The sequence below is a fragment of the Acinetobacter sp. CWB-B33 genome (assembly GCF_039655955.1).
Lineage (GTDB): Bacteria > Pseudomonadota > Gammaproteobacteria > Pseudomonadales > Moraxellaceae > Acinetobacter > Acinetobacter bouvetii.
The window spans coordinates 72,050-94,900 of sequence record NZ_JAGFEU010000008.1; the positions used below are offsets into that span (position 1 = coordinate 72,050).

The 22,851-nt window shown below is 44.6% G+C and carries 22 protein-coding genes; 15 read left to right on the plus strand and 7 right to left on the minus strand.

Features of this window, described 5'->3' with window-relative positions; translation table 11 throughout:
- The first annotated feature begins 10 nt into the window (after nt 1-10).
- From JZ784_RS16670 to JZ784_RS16695, 6 genes are all read left to right on the plus strand, one after another.
- Nucleotides 11-937, plus strand: coding sequence for a branched-chain amino acid transaminase (locus tag JZ784_RS16670; protein WP_130146248.1), 927 nt, complete (start codon nt 11-13; stop codon nt 935-937).
- A 90-nt stretch (nt 938-1,027) separates the two neighbouring features.
- On the plus strand, nt 1,028-1,921 hold the full coding sequence (locus JZ784_RS16675; RefSeq protein WP_346315666.1) for an ELM1/GtrOC1 family putative glycosyltransferase: 894 nt from the start codon (nt 1,028-1,030) through the stop codon (nt 1,919-1,921).
- Between the two features lie 176 nt (nt 1,922-2,097).
- Complete coding sequence (locus JZ784_RS16680) at nt 2,098-3,126, plus strand: glycosyltransferase (RefSeq protein WP_346315667.1); 1,029 nt, start codon at nt 2,098-2,100, stop codon at nt 3,124-3,126.
- Complete coding sequence (locus JZ784_RS16685; RefSeq protein ID WP_346315715.1) at nt 3,123-3,878, plus strand: polysaccharide deacetylase family protein; 756 nt, start codon at nt 3,123-3,125, stop codon at nt 3,876-3,878. The genes JZ784_RS16680 and JZ784_RS16685 overlap by 4 nt, the downstream gene beginning before the upstream one ends.
- Nucleotides 3,875-4,648: a glycosyltransferase family 2 protein gene (locus JZ784_RS16690; RefSeq protein ID WP_346315668.1), complete on the plus strand. Its 774-nt coding sequence runs from the start codon at nt 3,875-3,877 to the stop codon at nt 4,646-4,648. Before JZ784_RS16685 ends, JZ784_RS16690 begins: the two co-directional genes overlap by 4 nt.
- Nucleotides 4,645-5,682 carry a glycosyltransferase gene (locus tag JZ784_RS16695; RefSeq protein ID WP_346315669.1) on the plus strand — a complete coding sequence of 346 codons (1,038 nt, stop codon included), beginning with the start codon at nt 4,645-4,647 and terminating at the stop codon, nt 5,680-5,682. The genes JZ784_RS16690 and JZ784_RS16695 overlap by 4 nt, the downstream gene beginning before the upstream one ends.
- A gap of 9 nt (nt 5,683-5,691) precedes the next feature.
- Here JZ784_RS16695 and JZ784_RS16700 read toward each other — a convergent pair whose 3' ends face one another.
- From JZ784_RS16700 to JZ784_RS16710, 3 genes are read right to left on the minus strand one after another with little or no spacing between them, the layout of a single operon-like run.
- The gene (locus JZ784_RS16700) at nt 5,692-6,582 is read right to left on the minus strand and encodes a hypothetical protein (RefSeq protein ID WP_346315670.1); all 891 of its coding nucleotides are present in this window, start codon (nt 6,580-6,582) and stop codon (nt 5,692-5,694) included.
- A gap of 38 nt (nt 6,583-6,620) precedes the next feature.
- Nucleotides 6,621-7,724, minus strand: coding sequence for a glycosyltransferase (locus tag JZ784_RS16705; RefSeq protein ID WP_346315671.1), 1,104 nt, complete (start codon nt 7,722-7,724; stop codon nt 6,621-6,623).
- A 2-nt stretch (nt 7,725-7,726) separates the two neighbouring features.
- A complete protein-coding gene (locus JZ784_RS16710) occupies nt 7,727-8,575 on the minus strand; it encodes a glycosyltransferase family 25 protein (RefSeq protein WP_346315672.1) in 849 nt (282 codons plus the stop codon).
- 271 nt (nt 8,576-8,846) lie between these two features.
- Here JZ784_RS16710 and rfbB point away from each other — a divergent pair, with 271 nt between their 5' ends.
- From rfbB to JZ784_RS16740, 6 genes are read left to right on the plus strand one after another with little or no spacing between them, the layout of a single operon-like run.
- Entirely contained in the window at nt 8,847-9,905 is a 1,059-nt protein-coding gene (gene rfbB / locus JZ784_RS16715) for a dTDP-glucose 4,6-dehydratase (protein WP_346315673.1), read from the plus strand.
- A complete protein-coding gene (rfbA, locus tag JZ784_RS16720) occupies nt 9,905-10,804 on the plus strand; it encodes a glucose-1-phosphate thymidylyltransferase RfbA (protein ID WP_346315674.1) in 900 nt (299 codons plus the stop codon). The genes rfbB and rfbA overlap by 1 nt, the downstream gene beginning before the upstream one ends.
- Nucleotides 10,791-11,651 (plus strand): WxcM-like domain-containing protein, encoded by an 861-nt coding sequence (locus tag JZ784_RS16725; RefSeq protein WP_346315675.1) that lies wholly within the window; start codon nt 10,791-10,793, stop codon nt 11,649-11,651. The genes rfbA and JZ784_RS16725 overlap by 14 nt, the downstream gene beginning before the upstream one ends.
- Nucleotides 11,648-12,697: an acyltransferase gene (locus tag JZ784_RS16730; RefSeq protein WP_346315676.1), complete on the plus strand. Its 1,050-nt coding sequence runs from the start codon at nt 11,648-11,650 to the stop codon at nt 12,695-12,697. Before JZ784_RS16725 ends, JZ784_RS16730 begins: the two co-directional genes overlap by 4 nt.
- The gene (locus tag JZ784_RS16735; protein ID WP_346315677.1) at nt 12,694-13,821 is read left to right on the plus strand and encodes a DegT/DnrJ/EryC1/StrS family aminotransferase; all 1,128 of its coding nucleotides are present in this window, start codon (nt 12,694-12,696) and stop codon (nt 13,819-13,821) included. Before JZ784_RS16730 ends, JZ784_RS16735 begins: the two co-directional genes overlap by 4 nt.
- Complete coding sequence (locus tag JZ784_RS16740; RefSeq protein ID WP_346315678.1) at nt 13,822-14,664, plus strand: glycosyltransferase; 843 nt, start codon at nt 13,822-13,824, stop codon at nt 14,662-14,664.
- A gap of 55 nt (nt 14,665-14,719) precedes the next feature.
- Here JZ784_RS16740 and JZ784_RS16745 read toward each other — a convergent pair whose 3' ends face one another.
- The 3 genes from JZ784_RS16745 to JZ784_RS16755 all read right to left on the minus strand — a co-directional run bounded on the left by JZ784_RS16745 (nt 14,720) and on the right by JZ784_RS16755 (nt 17,796).
- A complete protein-coding gene (locus JZ784_RS16745; protein WP_005012693.1) occupies nt 14,720-14,941 on the minus strand; it encodes a hypothetical protein in 222 nt (73 codons plus the stop codon).
- Nucleotides 14,942-15,071: 130 nt separating this feature from the next.
- Nucleotides 15,072-16,856, minus strand: a complete 1,785-nt coding sequence (gene aspS / locus JZ784_RS16750) for an aspartate--tRNA ligase (RefSeq protein ID WP_346315679.1) — start codon at nt 16,854-16,856, stop codon at nt 15,072-15,074.
- Between the two features lie 142 nt (nt 16,857-16,998).
- Nucleotides 16,999-17,796, minus strand: a complete 798-nt coding sequence (locus JZ784_RS16755) for a DUF4184 family protein (protein WP_346315680.1) — start codon at nt 17,794-17,796, stop codon at nt 16,999-17,001.
- A 148-nt stretch (nt 17,797-17,944) separates the two neighbouring features.
- Here JZ784_RS16755 and znuD point away from each other — a divergent pair, with 148 nt between their 5' ends.
- Both znuD and JZ784_RS16765 read left to right on the plus strand, forming a co-directional pair.
- Nucleotides 17,945-20,050 (plus strand): zinc piracy TonB-dependent receptor ZnuD, encoded by a 2,106-nt coding sequence (gene znuD, locus JZ784_RS16760; RefSeq protein ID WP_346315681.1) that lies wholly within the window; start codon nt 17,945-17,947, stop codon nt 20,048-20,050.
- 103 nt (nt 20,051-20,153) lie between these two features.
- Entirely contained in the window at nt 20,154-21,617 is a 1,464-nt protein-coding gene (locus JZ784_RS16765; protein ID WP_346315682.1) for a phospholipase D family protein, read from the plus strand.
- 114 nt (nt 21,618-21,731) lie between these two features.
- Here JZ784_RS16765 and JZ784_RS16770 read toward each other — a convergent pair whose 3' ends face one another.
- Complete coding sequence (locus tag JZ784_RS16770) at nt 21,732-22,190, minus strand: hypothetical protein (RefSeq protein WP_346315683.1); 459 nt, start codon at nt 22,188-22,190, stop codon at nt 21,732-21,734.
- Between the two features lie 183 nt (nt 22,191-22,373).
- Between JZ784_RS16770 and JZ784_RS16775 the strand changes: the two genes are divergently transcribed.
- Nucleotides 22,374-22,814, plus strand: a complete 441-nt coding sequence (locus JZ784_RS16775; protein ID WP_346315684.1) for an RcnB family protein — start codon at nt 22,374-22,376, stop codon at nt 22,812-22,814.
- The last annotated feature ends 37 nt before the right edge of the window (nt 22,815-22,851 follow it).

Below are 22,851 nucleotides of genomic sequence, written 5' to 3' on the forward strand. Positions count from 1 at the left end.
AGTGTGTGCCATGAATTTGGCTGATCGTGATGGTTTTATTTGGCAAGATGGACAATTGGTTGACTGGCGTGAAGCAAAAACTCACGTCTTAACACATACTTTACACTACAGTATGGGTGTGTTTGAGGGTGTCCGTGCCTATGAAACTCCGAATGGAACGGCTATTTTCCGTCTAAAAGAACACACCAAGCGTTTGCTCAATTCTGCAAAAATTTATCAAATGAAAGTTCCATTTGATCAGGCAGCTTTGGAACAGGCTCAAATTGATGTGGTTCGTGAAAACAAATTAGCGTCTTGCTACTTGCGCCCGATTATCTTTATCGGTTCAGAAAAGCTGGGCATTGCGGCAACTGATAATACCATTCATGCTGTTGTTGCAGCGTGGAGCTGGGGCGCTTACCTTGGCGAAGAAGCGATGGCGAAAGGCATCCGCGTGAAAACGTCTTCATTTACACACCATCACCCGAACGTGACCATGTGTAAAGCAAAAGCATCTGGCAACTACACGCTGTCGATTCTTGCGCATCAGGAAGTGGCGCATTCAGGCTATGACGAAGCAATGCTTCTCGATCCTCAGGGCTATGTATGTCAAGGTTCTGGCGAAAACGTATTCTTGGTGCGTGACGGCGTGATTCATACCCCTGATATCGCAGGCGGCGCATTGGACGGCATTACCCGTCAAACCATTATCACCATCGCTAAAGACCTTGGCTTTGAAGTGGTTGAACGCCGTATCACCCGTGATGAATTCTACATTGCGGATGAAGCGTTCTTTACGGGTACAGCGGCTGAAGTAACGCCAATCCGTGAATATGATGACCGTCAAATCGGTGAAGGCGTTCGCGGCCCGATCACAACGCAAATTCAAAAAGCATATTTCGATGCTGTACAAGGCAAAGACCCTAAATATGCGCACTGGTTAACTTACGTAAAATAAGCTGATCGGTTAAGATGAAAAGGCGGAATGGAAGTTCCGCCTTTTTTATTGAGATCAGTGTTTATCTTGGCGGAATGGAGCGGTGGCTTTATGCATATTGTCTATGTGAGTGATGGAAAAGCTGGACACCGCTCTCAGGCTGTGGGCTTATATAAAGCCATTCAGCGCAACAGTGCGCAGTCAGCCAGTTTTCAGGAAATTTCCATTGCGCAATTGCCAATACTTGGCCTGTGCGTGGGCATGTTCACTCATCGCATAAATGCCGTGAGCCTGGCGCCGGATTATATTATTGGAGTTGGCAGCCATACCCAGTTGAGGGTGCTGCTGCTGGGTAAAGTTTTTCCGCAAGCCAAAACGGTCATTTTAATGAAGCCGAATTTCCCTTTCAGCTGGTTTGATCATGTGATTATTCCAGAACATGATGGCGTGGCTGAGCTTGGTAATGTGGTTTTAAGCAAAGGGGCGCTGAACCCAATTATCAATGAACAGCGCCATCACCCGAATCGGATTCTAATTGCTTTAGGCGGATCGTCTAAACGGCATCAATGGGATAATGAAAAAGTTCTGCATGCTGCTCAGCAAATTGCAGAACAAAACCCGCAGGCAGAAATTATTTTAACGACCTCGCGCCGTACCCCGACAGATTTTCTGGATCTTTTAAATGAGCAGCCTTTTGCCGGACAGCTGCAGATTTTTCCAGTTGAGCAAACGCCGCAAGGCTGGATTTTTGAAGAAATGCAGCAGGCGGAAGCTGTTTGGGTGACTGAAGACAGTGTCTCGATGATTTATGAAGCTTTAACCGCAGGGTGCCGGGTCGGCGTGATTCAGATTGACCGCTTAAAACAAGACCGGATTGTTAAATCGGTGGATGCGCTGCTGGAAAAAAACATCGTTTCAAAGCAGTTTGAAATCGCGCAGCTTGCAGAAAATACACCGTTTGAAGAGGCGCAGCGGATAGCGCTTAAGCTTTTGCAGCTCAGCTAAAATTTTGTAAAGTCTCAGCATGTTATTCAGTGCGGTGTCTTGCCGCTGCATGGCTTGGCCGCCTTGGAGATGGAAGTTTACTGCTGTCTGCATGGGTGCTTTATGCTATCCTTTTACCCTGAATATTAGAATATGCCGGCTTGGCAATACTACAGTTGATTGTATTTGAGTGATTTATGAAAATCTTACACATTGCGAATTTTGGCTTTAATAAACAGGGCGCCCATTTTTATTGCACAGACCGTAAAATTTCGGCTGGCTTAACTGAAAATGGACATTTTGTTTATGATTTCAGCTTCCGCGATATGGCGCGCATGGGCACAATTTTCAAAACGAAAAAATTAGGCGCCAATTGGGCCAATAAAGAAATTCTAAAAATTGTGAATAATCTAGAGCCTGATTTGGTGCTGATTGGACACAGCGATTTAATGAGCCCCACAGTGCTGAAAGAAATTAAGCAGCAATTTCCGCAGACAAAAATTGCTTTTTGGTATGTCGATCCGCTGTATTTGGAACATAAGCTGGGTTTTGTTCGCGAGTTTTCACCGTATTTGGATGCAATTTTTTGTACAACGGGCGGGGAATATCTGCAGAAATTAAAGCAGCCGCATCTAAAAGTGGCCTATATGCCGAATGTGGGGCACCGCAATGTGGAAGTGCTGAAACAGTTTGAATCAGAGCAGATTAATAAAGAGTTTATTTTCTGCGGTGTGGTGTACAAAGAACCTGAACGCGAAAAATTTCTGAAAGATCTGGCGGCGACCTTGTCAGAGAATAAAGTCCAATATCAATACTATGGCTGTTTTGAACAGCCCGGCGTCTACGGCAAGGGCTATTACAAAGTATTGTCGGAAACCCGCATGGGGCTGAATTATTCACGGAAGAATGATGTGACGCTGTACAGTTCAGACCGTATTGTGCAGCTGACAGGCAATGGCTTGCTGACTTTCAGCCCGCGCATCCCTGGCTTTGACAAACTCTATACTGAGCAGGAAGTGGTGTATTTTGATGACCAGAATGATTTGGCTGCGAAAATTAAGCATTATGCGGATCATCCGGACGAAGCGAAAAAAATTGCAGTAGCAGGCTGGAATAAAACCCGCAGCAGCTTTAATGGCCAGCGGATTACTCAGTTTATGATTGAAGTGACTTTTGATCAGCCTTTGTCAGAAGCGTATGAATGGGCGCACGAGGTGTACGCATAATGTGGTTTTTGTATGCGGTTGCCGGCTTAGCTCTTTTTGCGGCAGTGCTTTATCTGCTGGGCAATTATACCTTTTGGCTGCCGCTGCGCAGCGCAAAATTGCCAAGGGTGGTGATGCTGCATCAGGTGACGCCGCATGCAGAGGCATCAGGCATGAATATGCCGCCGGCTAAATTTGAACAGCTGCTGCAATATTTAGTCAAAAAGAAAGCCACATTTTGCTTTGTTTCTGAACTGGACCAGTATCAAGGTCAGCGCAATGTTTTTGCCTTATCTTTTGATGACGGCTTTTTGGACAATTACCAATATGCTTATCCATTGCTGAAAAAATATAAGGCCAAAGCGACGATTTATTTAGCAACGCAAATAGAAGGCATTGAGAAATTAAATGCTGAACAGATTCGCGAGATGTCTGAATCAGGCGTGATTGAATTTGGCGCGCATACGCAGCATCATGTGAATTTGCTGAAACTGTCTGATGAAGACGCTTTTGCAGAAATGCAGGCATCTAAGCAGGATGTGGAAGCGCTGGTGGGCCGCTGCCCAAGCTTTGCTTATCCTTTTGGCCGTTTTAACGCAAAGCATCAGCAGATGGCGCAAGAAATCGGCTTTAAAAATGCGGTGTCAACGCGCAAAAAAGTAGAAGCCTATACGGCAGAGAATCAATTCAATATTCCGCGCGTTAGTACGCATGGCGCCATGAATGCCCTGCAAATGCGCATTGCTATGGTTAAAGGACGCTATAAATTATGATCCCTTGCAGTGTTTATATTGTGACCTTGAATTGCGGCGCGTGGCTGCAGGATACTTTAGAAAGTGTCCGCGATTTTTCAGAAGTGATTATTCTGGACTCCGGCAGTACCGATGATACTTATGCGATTGCGCAGTCTTTTCCAAATACCCGGATTTTACATCAGGACTGGCAAGGCTATGCAGGTCAAAAAAGCCTGGCTTTGGCGCAATGCAAGAATGATTGGGTGCTGAATTTAGACGGTGATGAAGTGCTGTCTCCTGAGTTAAAAGCAGAGATTGAACGCGCCATTCAAGCCAATCAAATTGATGCGTTAATCACGCCGATTAACGATGTGTTTTTAGGGGTGCCCAACAGCAAGCACACGAAAAAGCATGCCAAAGTGCGCTTTTTCCGCAAAAGCAAAGGGCAGTATGACCTTGAAAATAAAGTCCATGAAAATGTCATTGTCGATGGGCAAAGCATCAAAGCGGAAGGGGACATTTATCATTACGGCGAGTCGAGCATTTTTGTCAAAGTTGAAAAAAATAATCAGTATTCAGATTTAAAGGCCGCTGAAAAATTTCAAAAAGGCAAAAAGCCCAGCCTGCTGAAATTGAGCTTGGTGATGCCCGTGACCTTCTTAAAATCCTACTTTATCCGCCGCAGTTGCTTCAATGGCTGGCGCGGCTTTGTAAACAGCATGATTAACGCCTTCTATGCCTTTTTAAAAGAAGCCAAGCTGTTTGAACAGCATCAGAATGCAGCCAAGAAAAAACAGGGCAAGTCATGAAGATTGTACAGGTTCTGGCAACCAGCGGCGGCATAGGCGGTTTAGAGCAGCATACCTTCAATTTAGCCAATGAAATGTCTTTGCAGCATGACGTGCATATTTTGGCGCATCCCTGCTATGCAGAAAAATTCAATCAACGGGTGCATTTCCATGCCGTTGATTTTGCCCGCAGCCGCTGGAATCTGTTTCTGCTTTGGCAATTAAAAACACTGATTAATCAAATTCAGCCGGATATTGTGCATGCGCAGGCGGGCAAGGCAGCGGAACTCCTGTCCAAAATCCGCAGCTGGCTGAAACCGGTAAAATTTGTCACCACCGTGCACGGCACAAAAAAGAATAAAGCGATTTATGCAGCAGGGGATGCAGTGATTGCGGTGAGTCAAGCACTGACACAAGGCATTCCTGCCGAAAAAGCGCATGTGGTGTATAACGGTGTCTATGCGCAGCCGGCGCTTTCGGATCAGCAAAAACAGTCGCTGAAAGCAGAAATTTATGCACAGCATGCTGAAATGGACCGCACTCAAAAAATCGTCATGTGCATTGGCCGCTTAGAGCCGGTTAAAAATATCAGCCTGCTGTTAAAGGCCATGCAGGGGATAGATGCCAATCTTTGGATTGTGGGGGATGGCTCGTTGCGGGCTTCCCTGCAAGCTCAAGCGGTACAGCAGCAGATGCAGCATCAGGCCGCTTTTTTGGGATTCCGTACCGATGCGCGTGATTTGATTCAGGTTGCAGATATAGTGGTGCTTTCATCAGACCGTGAAGGCTTTCCGCTGGTGATGGTCGAGGCGCTGCAGGCGGATAAGGCCATGGCGTCTACCAAAGTGAATGGGGTGATTGAGTGGCTGCCTGAAGCGTATTTGGCTGAAATTGGACAGGCGGATCAATTGCATCAGGCGATAGAAAATGCGCTGTCTGAACAGGCTAAAAGAGATTATGCTCCTTTATTTTCCCGCGCCAAAAATGAATTGACGGTAGCGGCGATGACGCAGCAAACGCTCAAGATTTATGAGCAGCTGCTGCAGCACGCTTAACCCTTCGAATTATTTTTTGGCTGAAAGCCGGATGGCGTCCAGCACCACAAAATTTTCTTCGGTATTGATGGTATGGCAGCCATCATCTTCAGCATTCCAGTCTGGCAAAACCACTTCTAAAAGCTGTTCTTTGTAGGCAGTTGGACTGAGTTCTAAAATTTCTTTCAGTTCAATATTGCCGCCATAGCGCTTTAATGAGTCTTGGCTTGGACGGACCAGTTTGCCATTATAGATAAAGGGCTTGCCTGCCATGCGGAACTGCTGATGGCCTTGACACACCGGGTTTTGCGGATGCTCTTGCCAGTTGGGATTGAGAATGTCTTCGGTAAAGAACAAATCTAAACGGTCGCCAAACTTTTTACAATTGCGCCGCGTCGATGTAAATAAGTACCACAGGCCTTCATGAAAAAATGGCGTGGTATCGACGGCGTCTATGCCTTCCAAAATATTGGCGTGTTTTTCCCATTTCAGTGGAAACTCAACACATTTCCACAGTTCAACCGTTCTCTTGGCACTGGTTTCTGGAATCATGTACCAGTCATTTTCAACCTTGAAGACGCATGGATAGGAAAGATGGTAATCCAGTTTGAGAATGGTTTGCGGTTCGGTATAGGTGCCGTCTTTAAAGATTTCCAAGACAGATAAAAAGCCGACGGGATGAACATCGTCGACTTCTTCAAAAAAAATGAAATGGCGGTTCTCTTCCTGTGCATAGAAACAGTCAGCAAAAGTGAATTTGCGCGGCGAATGAATTTCAAACAGGTTCTTGAGGTGTTCTTGGTTTTTCAGCGGCTGATCCAGCCAGCCAAAGCGTATGTACCAATGTGAATCAAATTTCTTGGCTTGCTGTTTTTGCTGGTGTTTATACCATTTTTTTAATAATGCGCGTGATAAAGACATAATTTAAAACTCAGTTTGAAGAATGCAATTCAGTTCATTCACAGTTTTTCGAACTGCTCGATCATTACATCCATTCCTAAACGTTGCTGATCTTCTAGGGTAATGCAATACGGGGTTTCAACAATAGACTGAAGCTGCTGGGCAAGTTCCTGTAAATCATTCAAAGGAACGAGGCCGCGCTTCAGTTCTCCAGACGCAAGCTGGTATTCCACGCCTTCACAGCAGTTATAGGCAACAACCGGGGTGCCTAAAATGAGCGCTTCAGGAACGATGAGCGGAGAGCCTTCAGTTCTTGACGATAAAATTAAACAGCGGCTTTGCCGAATAAACTGGCTTGGATGGTTTTGCCAGCCTAAAAAATCCACACGGTCTGCAAGCTTCAGCGCGGCGGCTAATTGTTTTAAATCATGCAGCATCGGGCCATCGCCAACAATTGCCATGCGTCCAGTCAGCTGGGTTTGCGCAAATGCTTTTAAAGCGGCTTCAGGCTGTTTCTCTTCAGATAAACGGCCTACAAAAATGGCATCCCATTTTTTTTCAGAGGGGCAGTGCAGATCAATATTTTGCGTTAGACGCTGAATATGAATGCCGTTATGAATGACTTTTACGGCGGCATTGGGGACATGCTTATGCAGTAAGTCGGCAATATCTTGGTTCACAGCAACCACTTGCTTGCCTTGGAACAGGAAGTTGCAGGCGCGTTTACACTGTATAAATTTTTTCAGCGCTTCCAGATATTTAAAAAAGCCGCGTCCCTTTTTCATCACAAGGCCTAAAGTATCGCCATGCACCCAGTACCAGACATTGCCCGATAAAATAGGAGAGAGCCAAAAAGCGTGAGAATGCCCTGCAAAAATAGTATCCGGTTTTAATTCAGCAATGATGTCCTGCAGCTTTTGCTGCTGTTCTGCACTGACTTTTTTTAATTTATTTTTTTTAATGCTGCCTTGCAAAAACTCAGGGGCAATGTTGAATTGAATCAATGGCAGGTCAGCAGGGCATTGTGTGCGGATCTGAGTGCCATCCAGCAGCAGGACGGTGACTTCATGCCCGCGCTCTTTTAATCCCGCAGCCGTATCAATGCAAATCTGTTCTGCGCCGCCGCCATGCAGATGATCCTGTATAAATAAAAAGCGTTTCATGTTCAGTCCTGATGAATCTTTTTAGGCTCGGCTTTTTTTAAAGCGTTCTTTGGGTTTGAAAGAAAACTTGCTAAGCGGACAATCTTTTTGAATAGAAAAAGAGAAATAATGCGGGAAATGACATCATTTTTCATTTTTCTAAAGTTTTTCTTAAAGCGGTTTGGCTTCTTCATGAAGATTTGGCGGTCAGGCGCAATATTGCTTTCCATATCATCATTGTGCTCAAAACAATAATAGTAGGGAGATGTTGCTTTGCCTTGAAGCAGATAAGTCCAGTCATCTAAATAGGTGAGTTTTTTAATCTGCTTTTCAATGAAGTGCTTCGCAGTTTCAGGGGTCAAGGAATATGCATATGCGCCTGTGTATAAATCTTTAGGCCCGGCTAAGTTGAAATACAGCCCATCATCGCTGCTGTAGCCGCGGATTCGGCGCCGTGAAGGTTCAGTATTGCCGCTTAAAAATGCAAACTCAGGATTGGTGTGGATCAGCGATTTTAGTTTTTCATTGATGTAGTTTAAATTCACCATGACATCATCTTCAAGGATGATAACCCGGTCATAAGCGACATAATCGCCTTGGGACAGGCGCTGCCAGATTTTCATATGGCTTAAATAGCAGCCGAACTCACTTGGGCCTAAGGCATGTTCACATTGTCCTGCAAATTGACGGCTTAAATCTAAAAATACGATGTATTCAGGCGGCAGCTTTTTTCCGTAGACGGCATCGAAAAACTGAAAATCGACTTGAATATCTGGAGCTGCTTTTTTCAGCGCTTCAATTTGCTGAGCAATATTTGATTGTCTTTCAATGCTGTCTTTTAAGGTAATGCATAGAATTAAGATTTTAGCCATGTGAATGTCGAAGGTTTATTGTTTGCTATGGCGTATTCTATAATTTTTAAGGGGCAATTAAAACCTGTGGGAAAATATATAACGTATTGATTTTATTCATGCGAATAAAGCTGAATAGGATGGAGGATTTTGATGCAGGAGAGGAAAGAAGCATTTAAAAAATAAGGAAATAAAGTATTCTATCCATATAAACAGATTATAAAAAGTTATAGAATGCACAGCCAAATATCACATATTTATGATGCTCATAACGTGTCAGGATAAGCACAGAATGAAATACTTAATTACTGGTGGAGCAGGTTTTATTGGGTCTGCCGTGATTCGCTATATAATTAATCATACAGAAGATGAAGTTTTAAATATTGATAAACTGACTTATGCAGGCAATTTAGAGTCTCTTATAGGCGTAGAAAATAATGCGCGCTACTCTTTTCAACAAATAGACATCTGTGATGCAGCAGCATTAGAACAAGCTGTTTCAGGCTTTCAGCCAGATATCGTTATGCATTTAGCCGCTGAATCACATGTCGACCGTTCAATTGACGGTCCAGCCGAATTTATCCAAACCAATATCGTCGGCACTTATACCCTGCTGGAAGTCCTGCGCAAATATTGGATGCCGCTGGAAGCTGATAAGAGAAACAGTTTCCGTTTTCATCATATCTCGACGGATGAAGTGTATGGCGATTTAGAAGGCACAGACGATTTATTTACCGAAACGACTTCCTATGCGCCAAGTTCTCCATATTCGGCCAGCAAAGCCAGTTCAGATCATTTGGTTCGCGCGTGGCATAGAACTTATGGCTTGCCGGTGATTGTGACGAATTGTTCAAATAATTACGGACCCTACCATTTCCCGGAAAAATTGATTCCGCTGATGATTCTGAATGCTTTAGAAGGCAAGGCTTTGCCAGTCTATGGCAATGGCCAGCAAATTCGGGACTGGCTCTTTGTGGAAGACCATGCACGCGCACTCTACCGCGTTGCCTCGCAGGGACAGGTCGGTGAAACGTATAATATTGGCGGGCATAACGAAAAGCAGAATATTGAAGTGGTGAAAACCATTTGCGCGTTGCTGGATGAATTGCAGCCGCGGGCAGATCAGCTTTCCTATGCATCCTTCATTACCTATGTAACAGACCGCCCAGGGCATGACTTGCGCTATGCAATAGATGCTTCCAAAATTGCCAAAGAATTAGGCTGGAAACCCGAAGAAACCTTTGAAACCGGTCTGCGTAAAACCGTGCAGTGGTATTTGAATAATTTACAGTGGTGCCGACGCGTACAGGACGGCAGCTATCAGCGTGAACGATTAGGTGTGCAATCATAATGTCAATAAAAACCAAAGGAATCATCCTCGCAGGCGGTTCAGGAACACGTTTATATCCGATTACTAAAGGCGTATCTAAGCAGCTTTTGCCAATTTATGATAAGCCGATGATTTATTATCCGCTGTCTGTGTTAATGCTGGCAGGTATTCAGGATGTCCTCATTATTACAACACCTGAAGATAAAGACAGTTTTGAACGTTTGCTGGGCGATGGCTCGCAATTGGGCATCCGCCTGCAATATGCGGTTCAGCCGAGTCCAGACGGTTTAGCTCAAGCTTTTATTCTTGGTGAAGAATTTATTGGCGGCAGCAATGTCTGCTTGGTGCTTGGCGATAATATTTTTTACGGTCAAGGTTTTACCCCAATGCTGAAACAAGCGGTTGCGCGCGGCAAAGGCGCAACAGTATTCGGCTACCAAGTGAAAGATCCAGAGCGTTTTGGCGTGGTTGAGTTTGATGAACAGCACCGTGCCGTGTCTCTGGAAGAGAAGCCAAAGCATCCTAAATCTCATTTTGCGGTTACAGGCCTGTATTTTTACGATAATGACGTGATTGAAATCGCCAAACAGGTGAAACCTTCCGACCGCGGTGAACTGGAAATTACCACAGTCAATCAAATGTATCTTGAGCGCGGCGATTTAAACGTTGAGCTATTGGGGCGCGGTTTTGCCTGGCTGGATACAGGCACGCACAGCAGTTTGCTGGAAGCAGCTCAATTTGTTGAAACTTTGGAAAAGCGCCAAGGCTATAAAGTGGCCTGCCTAGAAGAAATTGCATTTAATCAAGGCTGGTTAAGCAAGGAACAGGTTTTAGCAATTGGCCAAAGCATGAGTAAAAATGATTATGGCCAGTATTTGATTTCTTTGGTGCAAGACGGAGCTGGCAATGAATTTAATTGAATGGGTTGAATTGCCGGATTTGGGCGATCAGAGAGGTGCTCTGGTTGTAGCAGAGTCAAATAAAAATATCCCTTTTGAAGTGAAAAGGCTCTATTACATTTTCGATACTCAAGCCGATGTTCCCCGTGGCTTTCATGCGCATAAAGCGCTTCATCAAATTGCTTTCTGCTTAAAAGGGAAGTGCAAAATGGTGATGGATAATGGTAAGCACAAAGAGGAAGTCTGGCTGGAAGGCGCCAATAAAGGACTGCGGATTCCACCTCTGGTTTGGCATGAAATGCATGACTTTTCAGATGACTGCTTATTATTGGTTTTGGCCAGTGATCATTATGATGAGTCTGACTATATCCGCAGCTATGAGGCTTTCTTAAAAGAAGTCCATAAGCCTTTTATTCATCCTTTAGCGGATGTGCAGACACAAAAAATCGGCATGGATACACGTGTTTGGCAATATAGTGTGATTTTGGCGCAAGCTCAAATCGGAGCAAACTGCAATATTTGTGCTCACACTTTGATTGAAAATGATGTGCTGATTGGTGATGGCGTCACTGTGAAGTCTGGGGTATTTATTTGGGACGGCATTACCATTGAAGATAATGCTTTTATTGGCCCATGCGTTGCTTTTACCAATGATAAGCATCCCCGTTCAAAGCAGTATCCGGAAGAGTTTTTAAGAACAGTGGTAGAAGCCGGCGCGAGCATTGGCGCGAATGCCACTATTTTGCCTGGAATCCGAATTGGTAAAAAGGCAATGGTGGGGGCAGGAGCTGTAGTGACTAAGGATGTCCCTGATAATGCAATTGTTGTCGGTAATCCTGCGGTGATAAAGGGTTTTGTTGAAAAATGATAAAACCGCTCACCTCATTAAGATTTTTTTTTGCATTATTTGTGTTATTGAGTCATCTTTCTTTTTTAAAAGGTGATGACAATTATCGGCATATATTTGAGAGCATATTTGCTGAAGGCTTTTTAGGGGTGAGTTTCTTTTTTATTTTGAGTGGTTTTATTCTGGCTTATAACTACGAGAATAAGTTCGCAGAGAAAAGAATTACCAAAAAAGAATTTTTCATTGCTCGGCTTGCAAAAATTTATCCGATGCATTTTGTGACTATGCTCGCGGCCTTGATTTTAAGCAGTCTGATTGGCGGCAGCGGGAAATATGTGGCGCAAAATGTATTGTTAATACAAAGCTTTTTCCCGAGCGAGAAAATTTTCTTTTCATTGAATGCACCTTCATGGAGTATTTCAGATGAAATGTTTTTCTATCTGTTGTTTCCTTTTATCCTGCTGCTAAGACAAAAAGCAAAACTCGCGCTATTTGCAACGTTATTCGCAATCATATTGATGCTGAATGTTCTTTTATCCGAAGAGCAGAAGCATTACTGGCTGTATATTTCTCCGCTCATTAGATTTTCAGACTTTCTTTTGGGAATGATGCTGTTTCACGCGTACTTAAAATTGAAAGAGACGTTCAAAGTTAACAGCGGGTCATTAAAGTATTTTGAAATTGCGGCATTGATGATCTTTATTGTATTTTTTGCACTGCATCAATTTGCAGATATGGGCTTAAGATATTCAGTGTATTATTGGCTTCCTATGGTTCTGATCATACTTTCCTTTGCACTGTCCAGTGAGGAAAAACAGCCTGCGTTCCTGAATCGATTCCTCTCCAGTAAGCATATGGTTTGGCTAGGCGAAATCAGTTTCTGCTTTTATTTAATCCATTTGCTGGTGATCCGGACGGCTGAATATGCAGTCATGCAATATGCTTTAAACATTGATGGCTTATTGCTGTCGCTGATGATTATCCTTAGCTCTATTGCGCTGAGTGCGGCAGCATTTAAATATATTGAAAAACCTTTAAATAGAAAGTTGAAAGAGCGGTTTTTATGATTCCTTTTTTAGATTTAAAAACGATAAACCAGCAGTATAGAGCGGAGCTGATAGAGGCATGCACCCGTGTGCTTGATTCTGGCTGGTATATTGGCGGTCAAGAACTGGAAAAATTTGAACAGCATTTTGCCCAGTATTGCGGCGCTGAATTTGCAATTGGCGTTGCCAATGGTTTAGATGCATTAATTTTAACGCTGCGCGCCTGGAAAGAGCTGGGTAAACTGCAAGATGGCGATGAGGTGATTGTTCCCGCCAATACCTATATTGCAAGCATATTAGCCATTACTGCGAACAACTTAACGCCTGTGCTGGTTGAACCGGATGAGCAAAGCCTCAACATCTCTCCAGCTGCCATTCAGGCTGCAATTACAGCGAAAACTAAAGTCATCCTGCCTGTGCATTTATATGGTCAATTGGCGGATATGCCGTCAATCCTGCAAATTGCTCAGCAATATAACTTGCTGGTTCTTGAAGATTCTGCGCAAGCGCATGGCGCCCAAATTGATGGGAAGAAAGCAGGGAACTGGGGTGATGCTTCAGGCTTCAGTTTTTATCCGGGGAAAAACCTCGGCGCATTGGGTGATGCCGGGGCGATTACCACCAATGACGCAGAACTTGCGCAGACTTTAAAAGCTTTGCGCAATTATGGCTCGCACGAAAAATATAAAAATTTATTCTCTGGAGTGAATAGCCGTTTAGATGAAATTCAGGCGGCAATACTGGATGTCAAACTCAAATATCTAGATCAAGAAATGGAAAAACGGCGTCAAATTGCATCGTTATATCTAAATCAAATTCAAAATCCATATATCGGATTGCCGCTGATTCAGGTTGATGCCAGCGCTAATCTGCAGCACGTATGGCATTTATTTGTCATTCAATCTGAATATAGAGAGGAGCTGCAAAACTTTCTCAAAGATAACGGTGTGCAAACGCTGATTCATTATCCAATTCCGCCGCACAAGCAGCAGGCATATCAAGAGTGGAATGATTTAAGTTTTCCAATAACTGAACGTATTCACGCGCAAGTTTTAAGTTTGCCTATGGGGCCGACGCAAACTGAAGAAGAAACGCTAAAAGTGATTGAATTGTGCAATGCATTTATGCCCAAAGGGAGCGCTTAAATGCAGCCTTTAGTTTCGGTCATCATCCCTTGCTATAATCATGAACATTATATTGAAGACAGCATTCAAAGCATTATAGAGCAGACTTATTCTCGTATAGAGCTGATTATTATTGATGATGGTTCTAAGGATAAATCGGTTGAAAAAATTCAATCAATGTTGCCTGCCTGTGAACAGCGCTTTGAGCGTGTTTATTTTAATACACGCCCCAATAAAGGATTATGTGCGACTTTGAATGAAGCATTGACGCACTGTCAGGGCAAGTATCTCAGTATTATCGCCTCTGATGACATGATGCTGCCGAATAAAACGCAGCTGCAGGTTGATTATTTAGAGCAGCATCCTGACGTGACAGGTGTGTTTGCTGGTATTGAATTAATTGATTCTAATAATCGGGTGGTGGATCGAAGAGTATCGACGCGTACTGAATATAGTTTTAATGATATTTTATTAAATCTGCATGACTTGCCCACTTTAACTCAAATGTTTCATTTAAAAGATATTGTTGAGGCTGGCGGTTATGATGAAAGCATTAAAGTCGAAGACTGGTATATGCTGCTTAAGTTAAGCAAGCAGCAGAAAATTTTAAAATATATACCTGAAGTGGTTTGCCAATACCGCATTCATGATGAAAGTTTTTCTCAGAATGGCTTGAAAATGGCTGTAGAAATGATGAAAGTGATTCAACCTTATCATGCTGAAAAAAGTTTTTTAGATGCGGAATTTAAAATCAACCGCTCAATTTTAAAATATTATTATAAGCCTCAAGGCGCTTTTAAATACTATCCAGCAAAGTATCTGACCTATTTAAAATATTTTTTGAATAAACTGATCCGCCGGTAATGCAGGATGGCGCTGCCGTGTTCATTGATAAAATTTTCACGGCAGTACAGTTGAACTATTCTTCCTTATCCGCATTGCCTTTCAGCACCATATAAATCAACCCCACAAAGATCAGCAATGCGCCGCCCAAGCTGCTGACGCAGAAAATCAAAATGCGGTTGTAGGTGGTTAAATTGAACAGCTGATTGTCTACGATGTAGCGCATAAAAACCCATTGCACAACAGCAAAAATAATTAAGACAATTGCACGACGGCGAACTTCAGGACGCATAGCCATAGGAGAGATTCACAGCAAAGTGGAAAGTGGTGGCTATTATGCCACTGATAGGTTTTGATCACAATCCAGCATAAATTTGCAAAAAAAGCCCCGCATTATTGCAGGGCTTTTTTACATGAAAAACTAAATATTATTTAGCTTCTTCCGCTTTTGGCTTTTCACGTAAACGAATACCAAGATCACGCAATTGATTTGGCTCAACTGGCGCTGGCGCTTGAGTCAATGGACATTCAGCAGTTTTGGTTTTCGGGAATGCAATCACGTCACGGATTGAAGATGCGCCGGTCATCAGCATCACCAAACGGTCAAGACCGAATGCCAAGCCGCCGTGCGGAGGCGCACCGAATTTCAATGCATTGAGCAAGAAGCTGAATTTTTCTTCGGCTTCTTCTTCAGAAATACCCAGCGCTTCAAAGATGGCTTTTTGCATTTCAAGGTTGAAGATACGCAGTGAACCGCCGCCCACTTCAGTACCGTTCAATACCATGTCATAAGCAACTGAAAGCGCTTCACCAGGGTTGTTCTTCACTTCTTCAACAGTTGATTTCGGCAATGTGAATGGGTGGTGAACAGATGTCCATTTGCCATCATCAGTTTCTTCAAACATTGGGAAGTCAACCACCCAAAGCGGCGCCCACTCGCAAGTTGCAAGCTTCATGTCGTGACCGACTTTGATACGCAAAGCGCCCATTGCATCGTTTACAACTTTGGCTTTGTCCGCACCGAAGAAGACGATGTCGCCATTTTCAGCGCCAACACGTTTCAACAAATCAAGCACGATTGGCTCGATAAATTTAACGATTGGAGATTGAAGGCCTTCGATGCCTTTTTCAAGTTCGTTGACTTTGATGTAAGCCAAACCTTTCGCACCGTAGATGCCAACGAATTTAGTGTATTCGTCAATCTGGCTGCGCGGAAGCGCGCCTGCACCCGGTACGCGAAGGGCAACAATACGGCCTTTAGGATCTTTAGCAGGACCTGCGAATACTTTGAACTCAACGTCTTGCATCATGTCAGCAACGTCAACCAATTTCAAAGGAATACGCATATCTGGTTTATCAGATGCATAGTCACGCATAGCATCGTTGTATGTCATGCGCGGGAATTTATCGAATTCAACGTTTAGAAGTTCTTTGAACATCTTCACGGTTAAACGTTCCATCAAATCCATGATGTCATCGTCACTCATGAACGATGTTTCAACGTCGATTTGTGTGAATTCAGGCTGACGGTCAGCACGTAAGTCTTCATCACGGAAACATTTCGCAATTTGGTAGTAACGATCGATACCGCCAACCATCAACAACTGTTTGAACAATTGTGGAGATTGTGGAAGCGCGTAGAAGCTACCATTAGAAACACGACTTGGTACTAAATAGTCACGTGCGCCTTCAGGCGTAGCACGAGTCAAAATAGGTGTTTCAACGTCTAAGAAACCATTTTCTTCGAAGTAGTTACGAATCAGGTTAGTAAGTTTAGAACGGAAACGTAAACGATCTAACATTTCTGGACGACGAATATCGAGGAAACGATATTTCAAACGTACTTCTTCAGAAATATTGGTATTTTCGTCATTCAATGGGAATGGCGGAGTTTCAGAAGCGGCAAGAACTTCAATGTCTTTACCCAAAACTTCGATTTGACCGCTGGTAATATTTGCGTTTTCAGTACCTTCGTAACGGCGGCGCACACGGCCTGTAATTTTTAATACGAATTCTGAACGTGATTTGTCAGCTGTTGCAAAAGCTTCTGGGGTATCTGGATCGATAACCACTTGAACAAGGCCGTCACGGTCACGCATGTCAAGGAAGATTACACCACCGTGGTCACGGCGACGGTGAACCCAACCGCATAATGTAACGGTTTGGTCAATTTGAGCTTCGGTTAAAGAACCGCAGTAATGAGTTCGCATCATAGCGTTAGAAATCCAACTATATGGGTTAAGGTCAGCGTATACGTAAACAGCGTACCGCTTTTATACAAAGGGGAAGATTATGCCTCTTTTTGGGCATTTTGTCACAGGGACTTCAGTTTAAAACATTAAAAATTGCCTGCTTTTATTTGTTTGCACGCAAGTTGTCGGGATGGCTTTGAAAAATATCTGACGTTGATTTTAGGATGGCGAAAATAATGCTGCCTGCCGTAAACATGCCCAAAAATGCGCGGAAAAAATAATTAATCGATTTGCCGACATAGGCATATAGGTCATGTGAAAATGCTTCTGAATACACGCTTTCAGCAAAATAAAAATAACTGACGATGCCCGCCAGCAGTGACAGTGCAGACAAAGCATAGACATAAATTTTGATATTGCGATGTACCGCCGGCCGGCTGCGGTAATGCAGGTGGTGCCGGTAGATCATCCAGGCTAAAAGTGGAAGCGCCAGCGCGGACATTCCAATCTGCAGTACACGGTGCAGGGGATAAGTGTGCTGAAAGAGATGAATCGGCTGCATCAGAATATCTTTAAATGCAAAGGTGCGAAAGTCGACATGCGTCAGGCCATCCCAAATCAGGTGTGTGGATGTGCCTACAAGCAGCGCTACGATGAGGCTGATGATAAAACCGCAAAACTGATTTAAGCCGTAAATTTTGAGCGGTTTGTTTAGGCCAAAAAAAGCGAACAGCATTGGGCGGTACAGGACATACCAAAGCAAACATAAAATCAGTCCCAGTATGAGGTTCGGAAAGATTAAACCTGACCACTGATGTGAGTCGTCATAATCAGCATTGGTAAATAAGCGGAACAGATCAGGCGCCATTGTCCCAATCGCTAAGGCGGATATTGGCAAGCGGCCGCCTGTCAGCTTGGACAGCGGCGGCGCAAGAACAGCATGAGAAATGGTGAAAGGCATTGATTTAAAAATGAATCCTGAGGATTAGAGTGAGCAGTCAGCTCAGCAGTGTAATCGATGCAGGTTCTGGGGAATGTTTTTTATTGCAAAAATATTGAAATGTTATATTATAACGTTAATTAAGAAGCAGCCTGTTTGAGCCCTGTCCATGTCCTTTGAAAATATCTTTAAAAAAAATTTAATCACTGCATCCATTCTTATGGCCACAGCGCCTTTTGCTTTTGCAGATGCTGCTCAGGCTCAAGTGCAGCAGCTGGAAACCATTCATGTGCAGGCGCATCCGCTAGAGCAGACCGCAGCGGATTTTGCAGTTGCAGACAGTATTGTCAGTCAAAAAAAATTAGCTGAGCGGCCAGCAACCATTGGCGATGCTTTGGCGGGTGAATTGGGTGTGGCTTCTAATCAATTTGGTGCAGGATCCAGCCGCCCTGTGATCCGCGGTCAGGATGGCCCGCGGGTTAAAGTGCTGCAGCATGCTTCAGAAACCGCAGATGTCTCTGCGCTGTCGCCAGACCATGCCGTGACCGTAGATCCGATTTTGGCAAAACAAGTGGAGATTATCCGCGGCCCATCGACACTGCTGTATGGCGCCGGCAGTGTGGGCGGTTTGGTGAATGTCACGGATCAGAAAATTCCAACGCACATGCCGGATCAAGGCTATGAAGGCCAGGCAGGGCTGCGCTATAACTCGGGCAATGATGAAAAGCTGGCGAGTGCAGGTGTAACAGCCGCCTTAGGCGATCAGTTTGCAATCCGTGTTGAAGGATCAAAGCGCAAAGCCAATAATTATATTGCGCCGGATTATGTGCATACGCATTCACATGAACATGATTTGGGCAATGGCGTGATCGAAGAACATGTCGAGCAGGTGCCGGAGCGGCGTGTAGACAACACTTTTGCAGAAGGGCAAACTGTGAATATTGGCGGTTCATGGATTCATGACCGCGGTTTTGTCGGCCTGTCTTACAGCCGCCGGGAAGATCAATACGGTTTGCCAGGCCATAGCCATGAATATGAAAACTGCCATCCGCATGGCGATGAACTGGATTGCCATGTGCATGCTGCAGGCGGCTCCCATGACCATGATGAGGAAGAGCATGGCGGGCCATGGGTCGATTTAAAATCTGAACGCTATGACCTGCGCACCGAACTGGCGGAACCGTTTAAAGGCTTTCAAAAACTGCGCGCGCATGCCAGCTTTACCGACTATAAGCATGATGAAGTTGAAGAAAGCGAAGTCATGACCACCTTTAAAAGCCAAGGTTATGATGCGCGTTTGGAGTTGGTGCATAATCCAATTGCAGATTGGGAAGGGGTAATTGGCGCGCAGTATAACCGTCAAAAGCTCAATATTACGGGTGAAGAGTCATTGATGAACCCCAATACCACGGAAAAGTGGAGCGTATTCGGGCTAGAGCATAAGCAAATCGGCGATTTTCATGTGGAATTAGGCGCCCGTGCGGATCAGCAGAAAATTGATATTGATTCAATGCAAAAAGATTTTAGCGATTATGCGATTTCCTATTCAGGCGCTGTGAACTGGGCCTTTGCGCCAGACTACACATTATCATTGGCAGCCTCGCATCAAGAACGCTTGCCTTTGGCGCAGGAGCTGTACGCCAACGGCAAGCACTTTGCCACCAATACTTATGAGCGCGGCAATGAAAACCTCGGTGCGGAAAAATCCAATAATCTCGAGCTGGGCCTGCACTATGAAGCGGACAAATTGGATTATCACGTGCATGTCTACCATAACTGGTATGACAGCTACATTTATGCAGCCACGACAGACCAGCATGACAATTTCCGTTTGGTCGATTACACCCAGGATAAAGCCAAATTTTACGGTCTGGAAGCGGAAACCGGCTATCAAGTGAATGAGATGTATAAAATCGGCTTATTCGGCGATTATGTGCGCGGCAAAATTGACGGCGCCAATGCGCCGCGCGTGCCTGCAGGGCGCTTAGGCACAAAAGTCAATGCCGGCTTTGCCGATGGCTGGACCGGCATGGCGGAATATTATCATGTCTTTCAGCAGGATAAATTCGCTGACTATGAGCAGGAAACGCAAGGCTACAATATGGTGAATGTGGGCCTGTCCTATGCTGGGCAATATGCGAAGGGCAATGATTACCGCGTGTATTTCAATGCCAACAACTTGCTGGATGATCAGGTCTATTCACATGCGTCTTTCTTGTCGAATATCCCTCAAATCGGCCGAAACTTTAGCGTGGGCGTTGAATTGGGTTTCTAAATCTTCTTGAATTGGCCTGCAGCCGCAGGCCAAATCACAGAAATCCTCTTGAAAATTCGCATGATAAAACCTAGTCTGAGCGCATTGGATTAGGTTTTTTATTATGCGTATTATTGAGCGAATTCACAGCAAGTTAAATTGGTCACGCCGCCAATACTTTGGTGTTGTGATTGGTTTATTGGCCTTGGGCTATCTTTCTTCTGCAATTTATCAGGTCTATAAGCCCTTGCCGGAGGGTTTGAATTACACAGGCAAATTGAGGCATGCCAAAGTGCAGTTTACCGCGGATCAAAGCTATCTGGATGCTGAAGGCAAGCAGCAGCTCGATCAGCAGATTTTCAAGCAGATGCTGAGCTTGATTGATCAGGCGCAGACCACAATTGTACTGGATATGTTCCTGTTTAATCAGGAAGTTGGAAATTCTAAAATCAAGCATCAGGCGCTGATGCAGCAATTGACGGATGCGCTGATTGAAAAACGCAAATACACTCCGAATATCGAAATCAAATTTATTACCGACCCGATCAACTCTGTTTATGGCGGGGTATACGCTGAACAGTATCATCAGCTGCGTCAAGCTGGCATTGATGTTATTGAAACTGATTTAACGCCGCTGCGCGCCTCAAATCCCGCATGGTCTGGCTTTTGGTATTTATGCTGTCAGGGCATTGGCAACAATGCTGAAAAAGGCTGGCTGCCGAACCCCTTTGGCCGTGAAAAAATTACTGTCCGCAGCTATATGGATTTGTTTAATTTCAAAGCCAATCACCGCAAGAGCATTGTGGTGGATACTACAGAAGGCTGGAAAACCTTAGTCACGTCGATGAATCCGCACGACGGCAGTTCGCGCCATTCCAATGTGGCGCTGACAGTGACGGGCAATACCGCCATTGATGTGCTGAAAACGGAGCAGTCTGTCGGCATCATGTCCAAAGCCAATATGCCTGTGGTGATTATGGGGGAGTTTGAGGATGCAAAAGATCAGCCGCAAGTGCAGGTGCTGACTGAAAAGGCCATCTATGATGCCGTATTGAAATTGATTGATTCTGCGCAGCCCAAAGAGCAGATTGATTTAGCCATGTTCTATCTGTCAGAGCGCAAAATTGTCAAAGGCCTGATCGCTGCGCATCAACGCGGTGTCAATGTCCGCGTGCTGCTGGACCCGAATAAAGATGCGTTTGGCCGTCAAAAAAATGGCATTCCCAACCGTCAGGTGGCGTCAGAGCTGAATGATGCCGGTGTAGCGGTGCGCTGGTGCGATACTCGGGGCGAACAGTGCCACAGCAAAATGATTTTGAAAACGGGCGCGCAGCAGGCGGAATTAATTTTAGGCTCGGCCAACTTTACTGCACGCAATCTGAAAAACTATAACTTGGAAACAGATTTCCGGGTGCTCGGCAAGCCTCAAGATACGGTGTTTAAAGATGCGCAGCAGTATTTTGACAGCTCATGGGCGAATTTGAATAACCGTCAAATCAGTGTGCCATATCCTAAATATGCCGACGAATCGAAGCTGAAATATGCGCTGTACCGCTTTATGGAGTGGAGCGGGCTGTCGACGTTTTAATTTTTCCCTCATCCCAACCTTCGCCCAAAGGGAGAAGGAGTTCCTTCTCCTGAGCAAGCTTTAAATTTGCTCAGGGAGGAAAGTCCCTCTTTTTAAAGAGGGATTTAGGGAGATTTAATTCTTCGGCTCAGGATTGGGCGGCAACATCTGATCTAAGTCTTTGTCGCTGATTTTGTCCAGTTCATGCAAATCGGTTTTGATTTTCCACTTGCTTTCATCTTCCACTGGATTGGGCAGGCGCGCTTCGAGCCAGTCACAGACCACATCTGGCGGGAAATCGGCATGGTTGCATTGAATGACCCAAGCCAGAAACTCTTTGGCTTCACCATTCATATAGGGCGGCGGTGAAACGGGCAAAAATTGTGTCGGCAGGCGTTCATTTTTAGAGATGTAATTCAGGACATGCCCCAATTCCTGCACGGTTTGCCATGCCAGCGGGTGTTCAATATTAATTTGAAATTTGAACCACCAGGCCTTTTGGCCATCGGTGCCATAAGCATCAATTAAATTCTTCTGCACACTTGGAACCTTGCAGAAATATTCATACAGCCGATCAAAACTCAGTTCTGCCACAATGGATGACTCAGTAACAAAAATGGCATTCTAGCATAAGCCATAGCATTTCTTAATTTGTCTGCACCGATGAACAGAGTATTTCGCTGCTTTACAAAACTTTGCATTCGCTGGATTTTTATTCACTTTCTATCTTAAACTGGGGAGTAAAATAAACCATAAATACAGTGTTTGGAGTTCCGCATGAAAGCAACAATTGCATGGGCTGCCGGCTGCTTAATGTTCTTAGGCGCATCCGCTTCAGCAATGGCGGAAAATCAATGGGGGAATTACCGCGGTGTGGATATTTCAAAGCAGCATCGCCCGCCATTTCATCAAAATGGCTACCCCAATGACCGTCCAAACTATCCAAACCGCCCGTATCCGGGCTGGCCGCCTTACCCAAACCGGCCCTATCCGCCGCAAATCAATAATGGGGTCAGCATTCACTATCAGGCGCCAACGACCATTATTCAAAACTCTCAAAGCTACAGCTGGGTGAATGGAGACCCGAATGTGGCGCATATTGAAAGCTCTACGCAGTCGGTCATTACGGATTGGCGCCGTATCGGGCTGCCGGCGCCGCCTACCGGCATGTACTGGATTTTTGAAAATGGCCGTTATGTTTTGGTGCCGAACCGTTAATTCTGTATTTCTTTTATAATGTTGAAATGACATTTTA

What these genes read in the sequence shown, in the direction of transcription:
- znuD (WP_346315681.1), top strand. Translation starts at nt 17,945, where the DNA reads ATGTCCTTTGAAAATATCTTTAAAAAAAATTTAATCACTGCATCCATT.
- JZ784_RS16705 (WP_346315671.1), bottom strand. Translation starts at nt 7,724, where the DNA reads ATGAAACGCTTTTTATTTATACAGGATCATCTGCATGGCGGCGGCGCA.
- JZ784_RS16740 (WP_346315678.1), top strand. Translation starts at nt 13,822, where the DNA reads ATGCAGCCTTTAGTTTCGGTCATCATCCCTTGCTATAATCATGAACAT.
- JZ784_RS16765 (WP_346315682.1), top strand. Translation starts at nt 20,154, where the DNA reads ATGCGTATTATTGAGCGAATTCACAGCAAGTTAAATTGGTCACGCCGC.
- rfbA (WP_346315674.1), top strand. Translation starts at nt 9,905, where the DNA reads ATGTCAATAAAAACCAAAGGAATCATCCTCGCAGGCGGTTCAGGAACA.
- JZ784_RS16680 (WP_346315667.1), top strand. Translation starts at nt 2,098, where the DNA reads ATGAAAATCTTACACATTGCGAATTTTGGCTTTAATAAACAGGGCGCC.
- JZ784_RS16690 (WP_346315668.1), top strand. Translation starts at nt 3,875, where the DNA reads ATGATCCCTTGCAGTGTTTATATTGTGACCTTGAATTGCGGCGCGTGG.
- JZ784_RS16695 (WP_346315669.1), top strand. Translation starts at nt 4,645, where the DNA reads ATGAAGATTGTACAGGTTCTGGCAACCAGCGGCGGCATAGGCGGTTTA.
- JZ784_RS16675 (WP_346315666.1), top strand. Translation starts at nt 1,028, where the DNA reads ATGCATATTGTCTATGTGAGTGATGGAAAAGCTGGACACCGCTCTCAG.
- JZ784_RS16670 (WP_130146248.1), top strand. Translation starts at nt 11, where the DNA reads ATGAATTTGGCTGATCGTGATGGTTTTATTTGGCAAGATGGACAATTG.
- JZ784_RS16745 (WP_005012693.1), bottom strand. Translation starts at nt 14,941, where the DNA reads ATGGCTATGCGTCCTGAAGTTCGCCGTCGTGCAATTGTCTTAATTATT.
- aspS (WP_346315679.1), bottom strand. Translation starts at nt 16,856, where the DNA reads ATGATGCGAACTCATTACTGCGGTTCTTTAACCGAAGCTCAAATTGAC.
- JZ784_RS16700 (WP_346315670.1), bottom strand. Translation starts at nt 6,582, where the DNA reads ATGTCTTTATCACGCGCATTATTAAAAAAATGGTATAAACACCAGCAA.
- JZ784_RS16730 (WP_346315676.1), top strand. Translation starts at nt 11,648, where the DNA reads ATGATAAAACCGCTCACCTCATTAAGATTTTTTTTTGCATTATTTGTG.
- rfbB (WP_346315673.1), top strand. Translation starts at nt 8,847, where the DNA reads ATGAAATACTTAATTACTGGTGGAGCAGGTTTTATTGGGTCTGCCGTG.
- JZ784_RS16725 (WP_346315675.1), top strand. Translation starts at nt 10,791, where the DNA reads ATGAATTTAATTGAATGGGTTGAATTGCCGGATTTGGGCGATCAGAGA.
- JZ784_RS16710 (WP_346315672.1), bottom strand. Translation starts at nt 8,575, where the DNA reads ATGGCTAAAATCTTAATTCTATGCATTACCTTAAAAGACAGCATTGAA.
- JZ784_RS16735 (WP_346315677.1), top strand. Translation starts at nt 12,694, where the DNA reads ATGATTCCTTTTTTAGATTTAAAAACGATAAACCAGCAGTATAGAGCG.
- JZ784_RS16775 (WP_346315684.1), top strand. Translation starts at nt 22,374, where the DNA reads ATGAAAGCAACAATTGCATGGGCTGCCGGCTGCTTAATGTTCTTAGGC.
- JZ784_RS16755 (WP_346315680.1), bottom strand. Translation starts at nt 17,796, where the DNA reads ATGCCTTTCACCATTTCTCATGCTGTTCTTGCGCCGCCGCTGTCCAAG.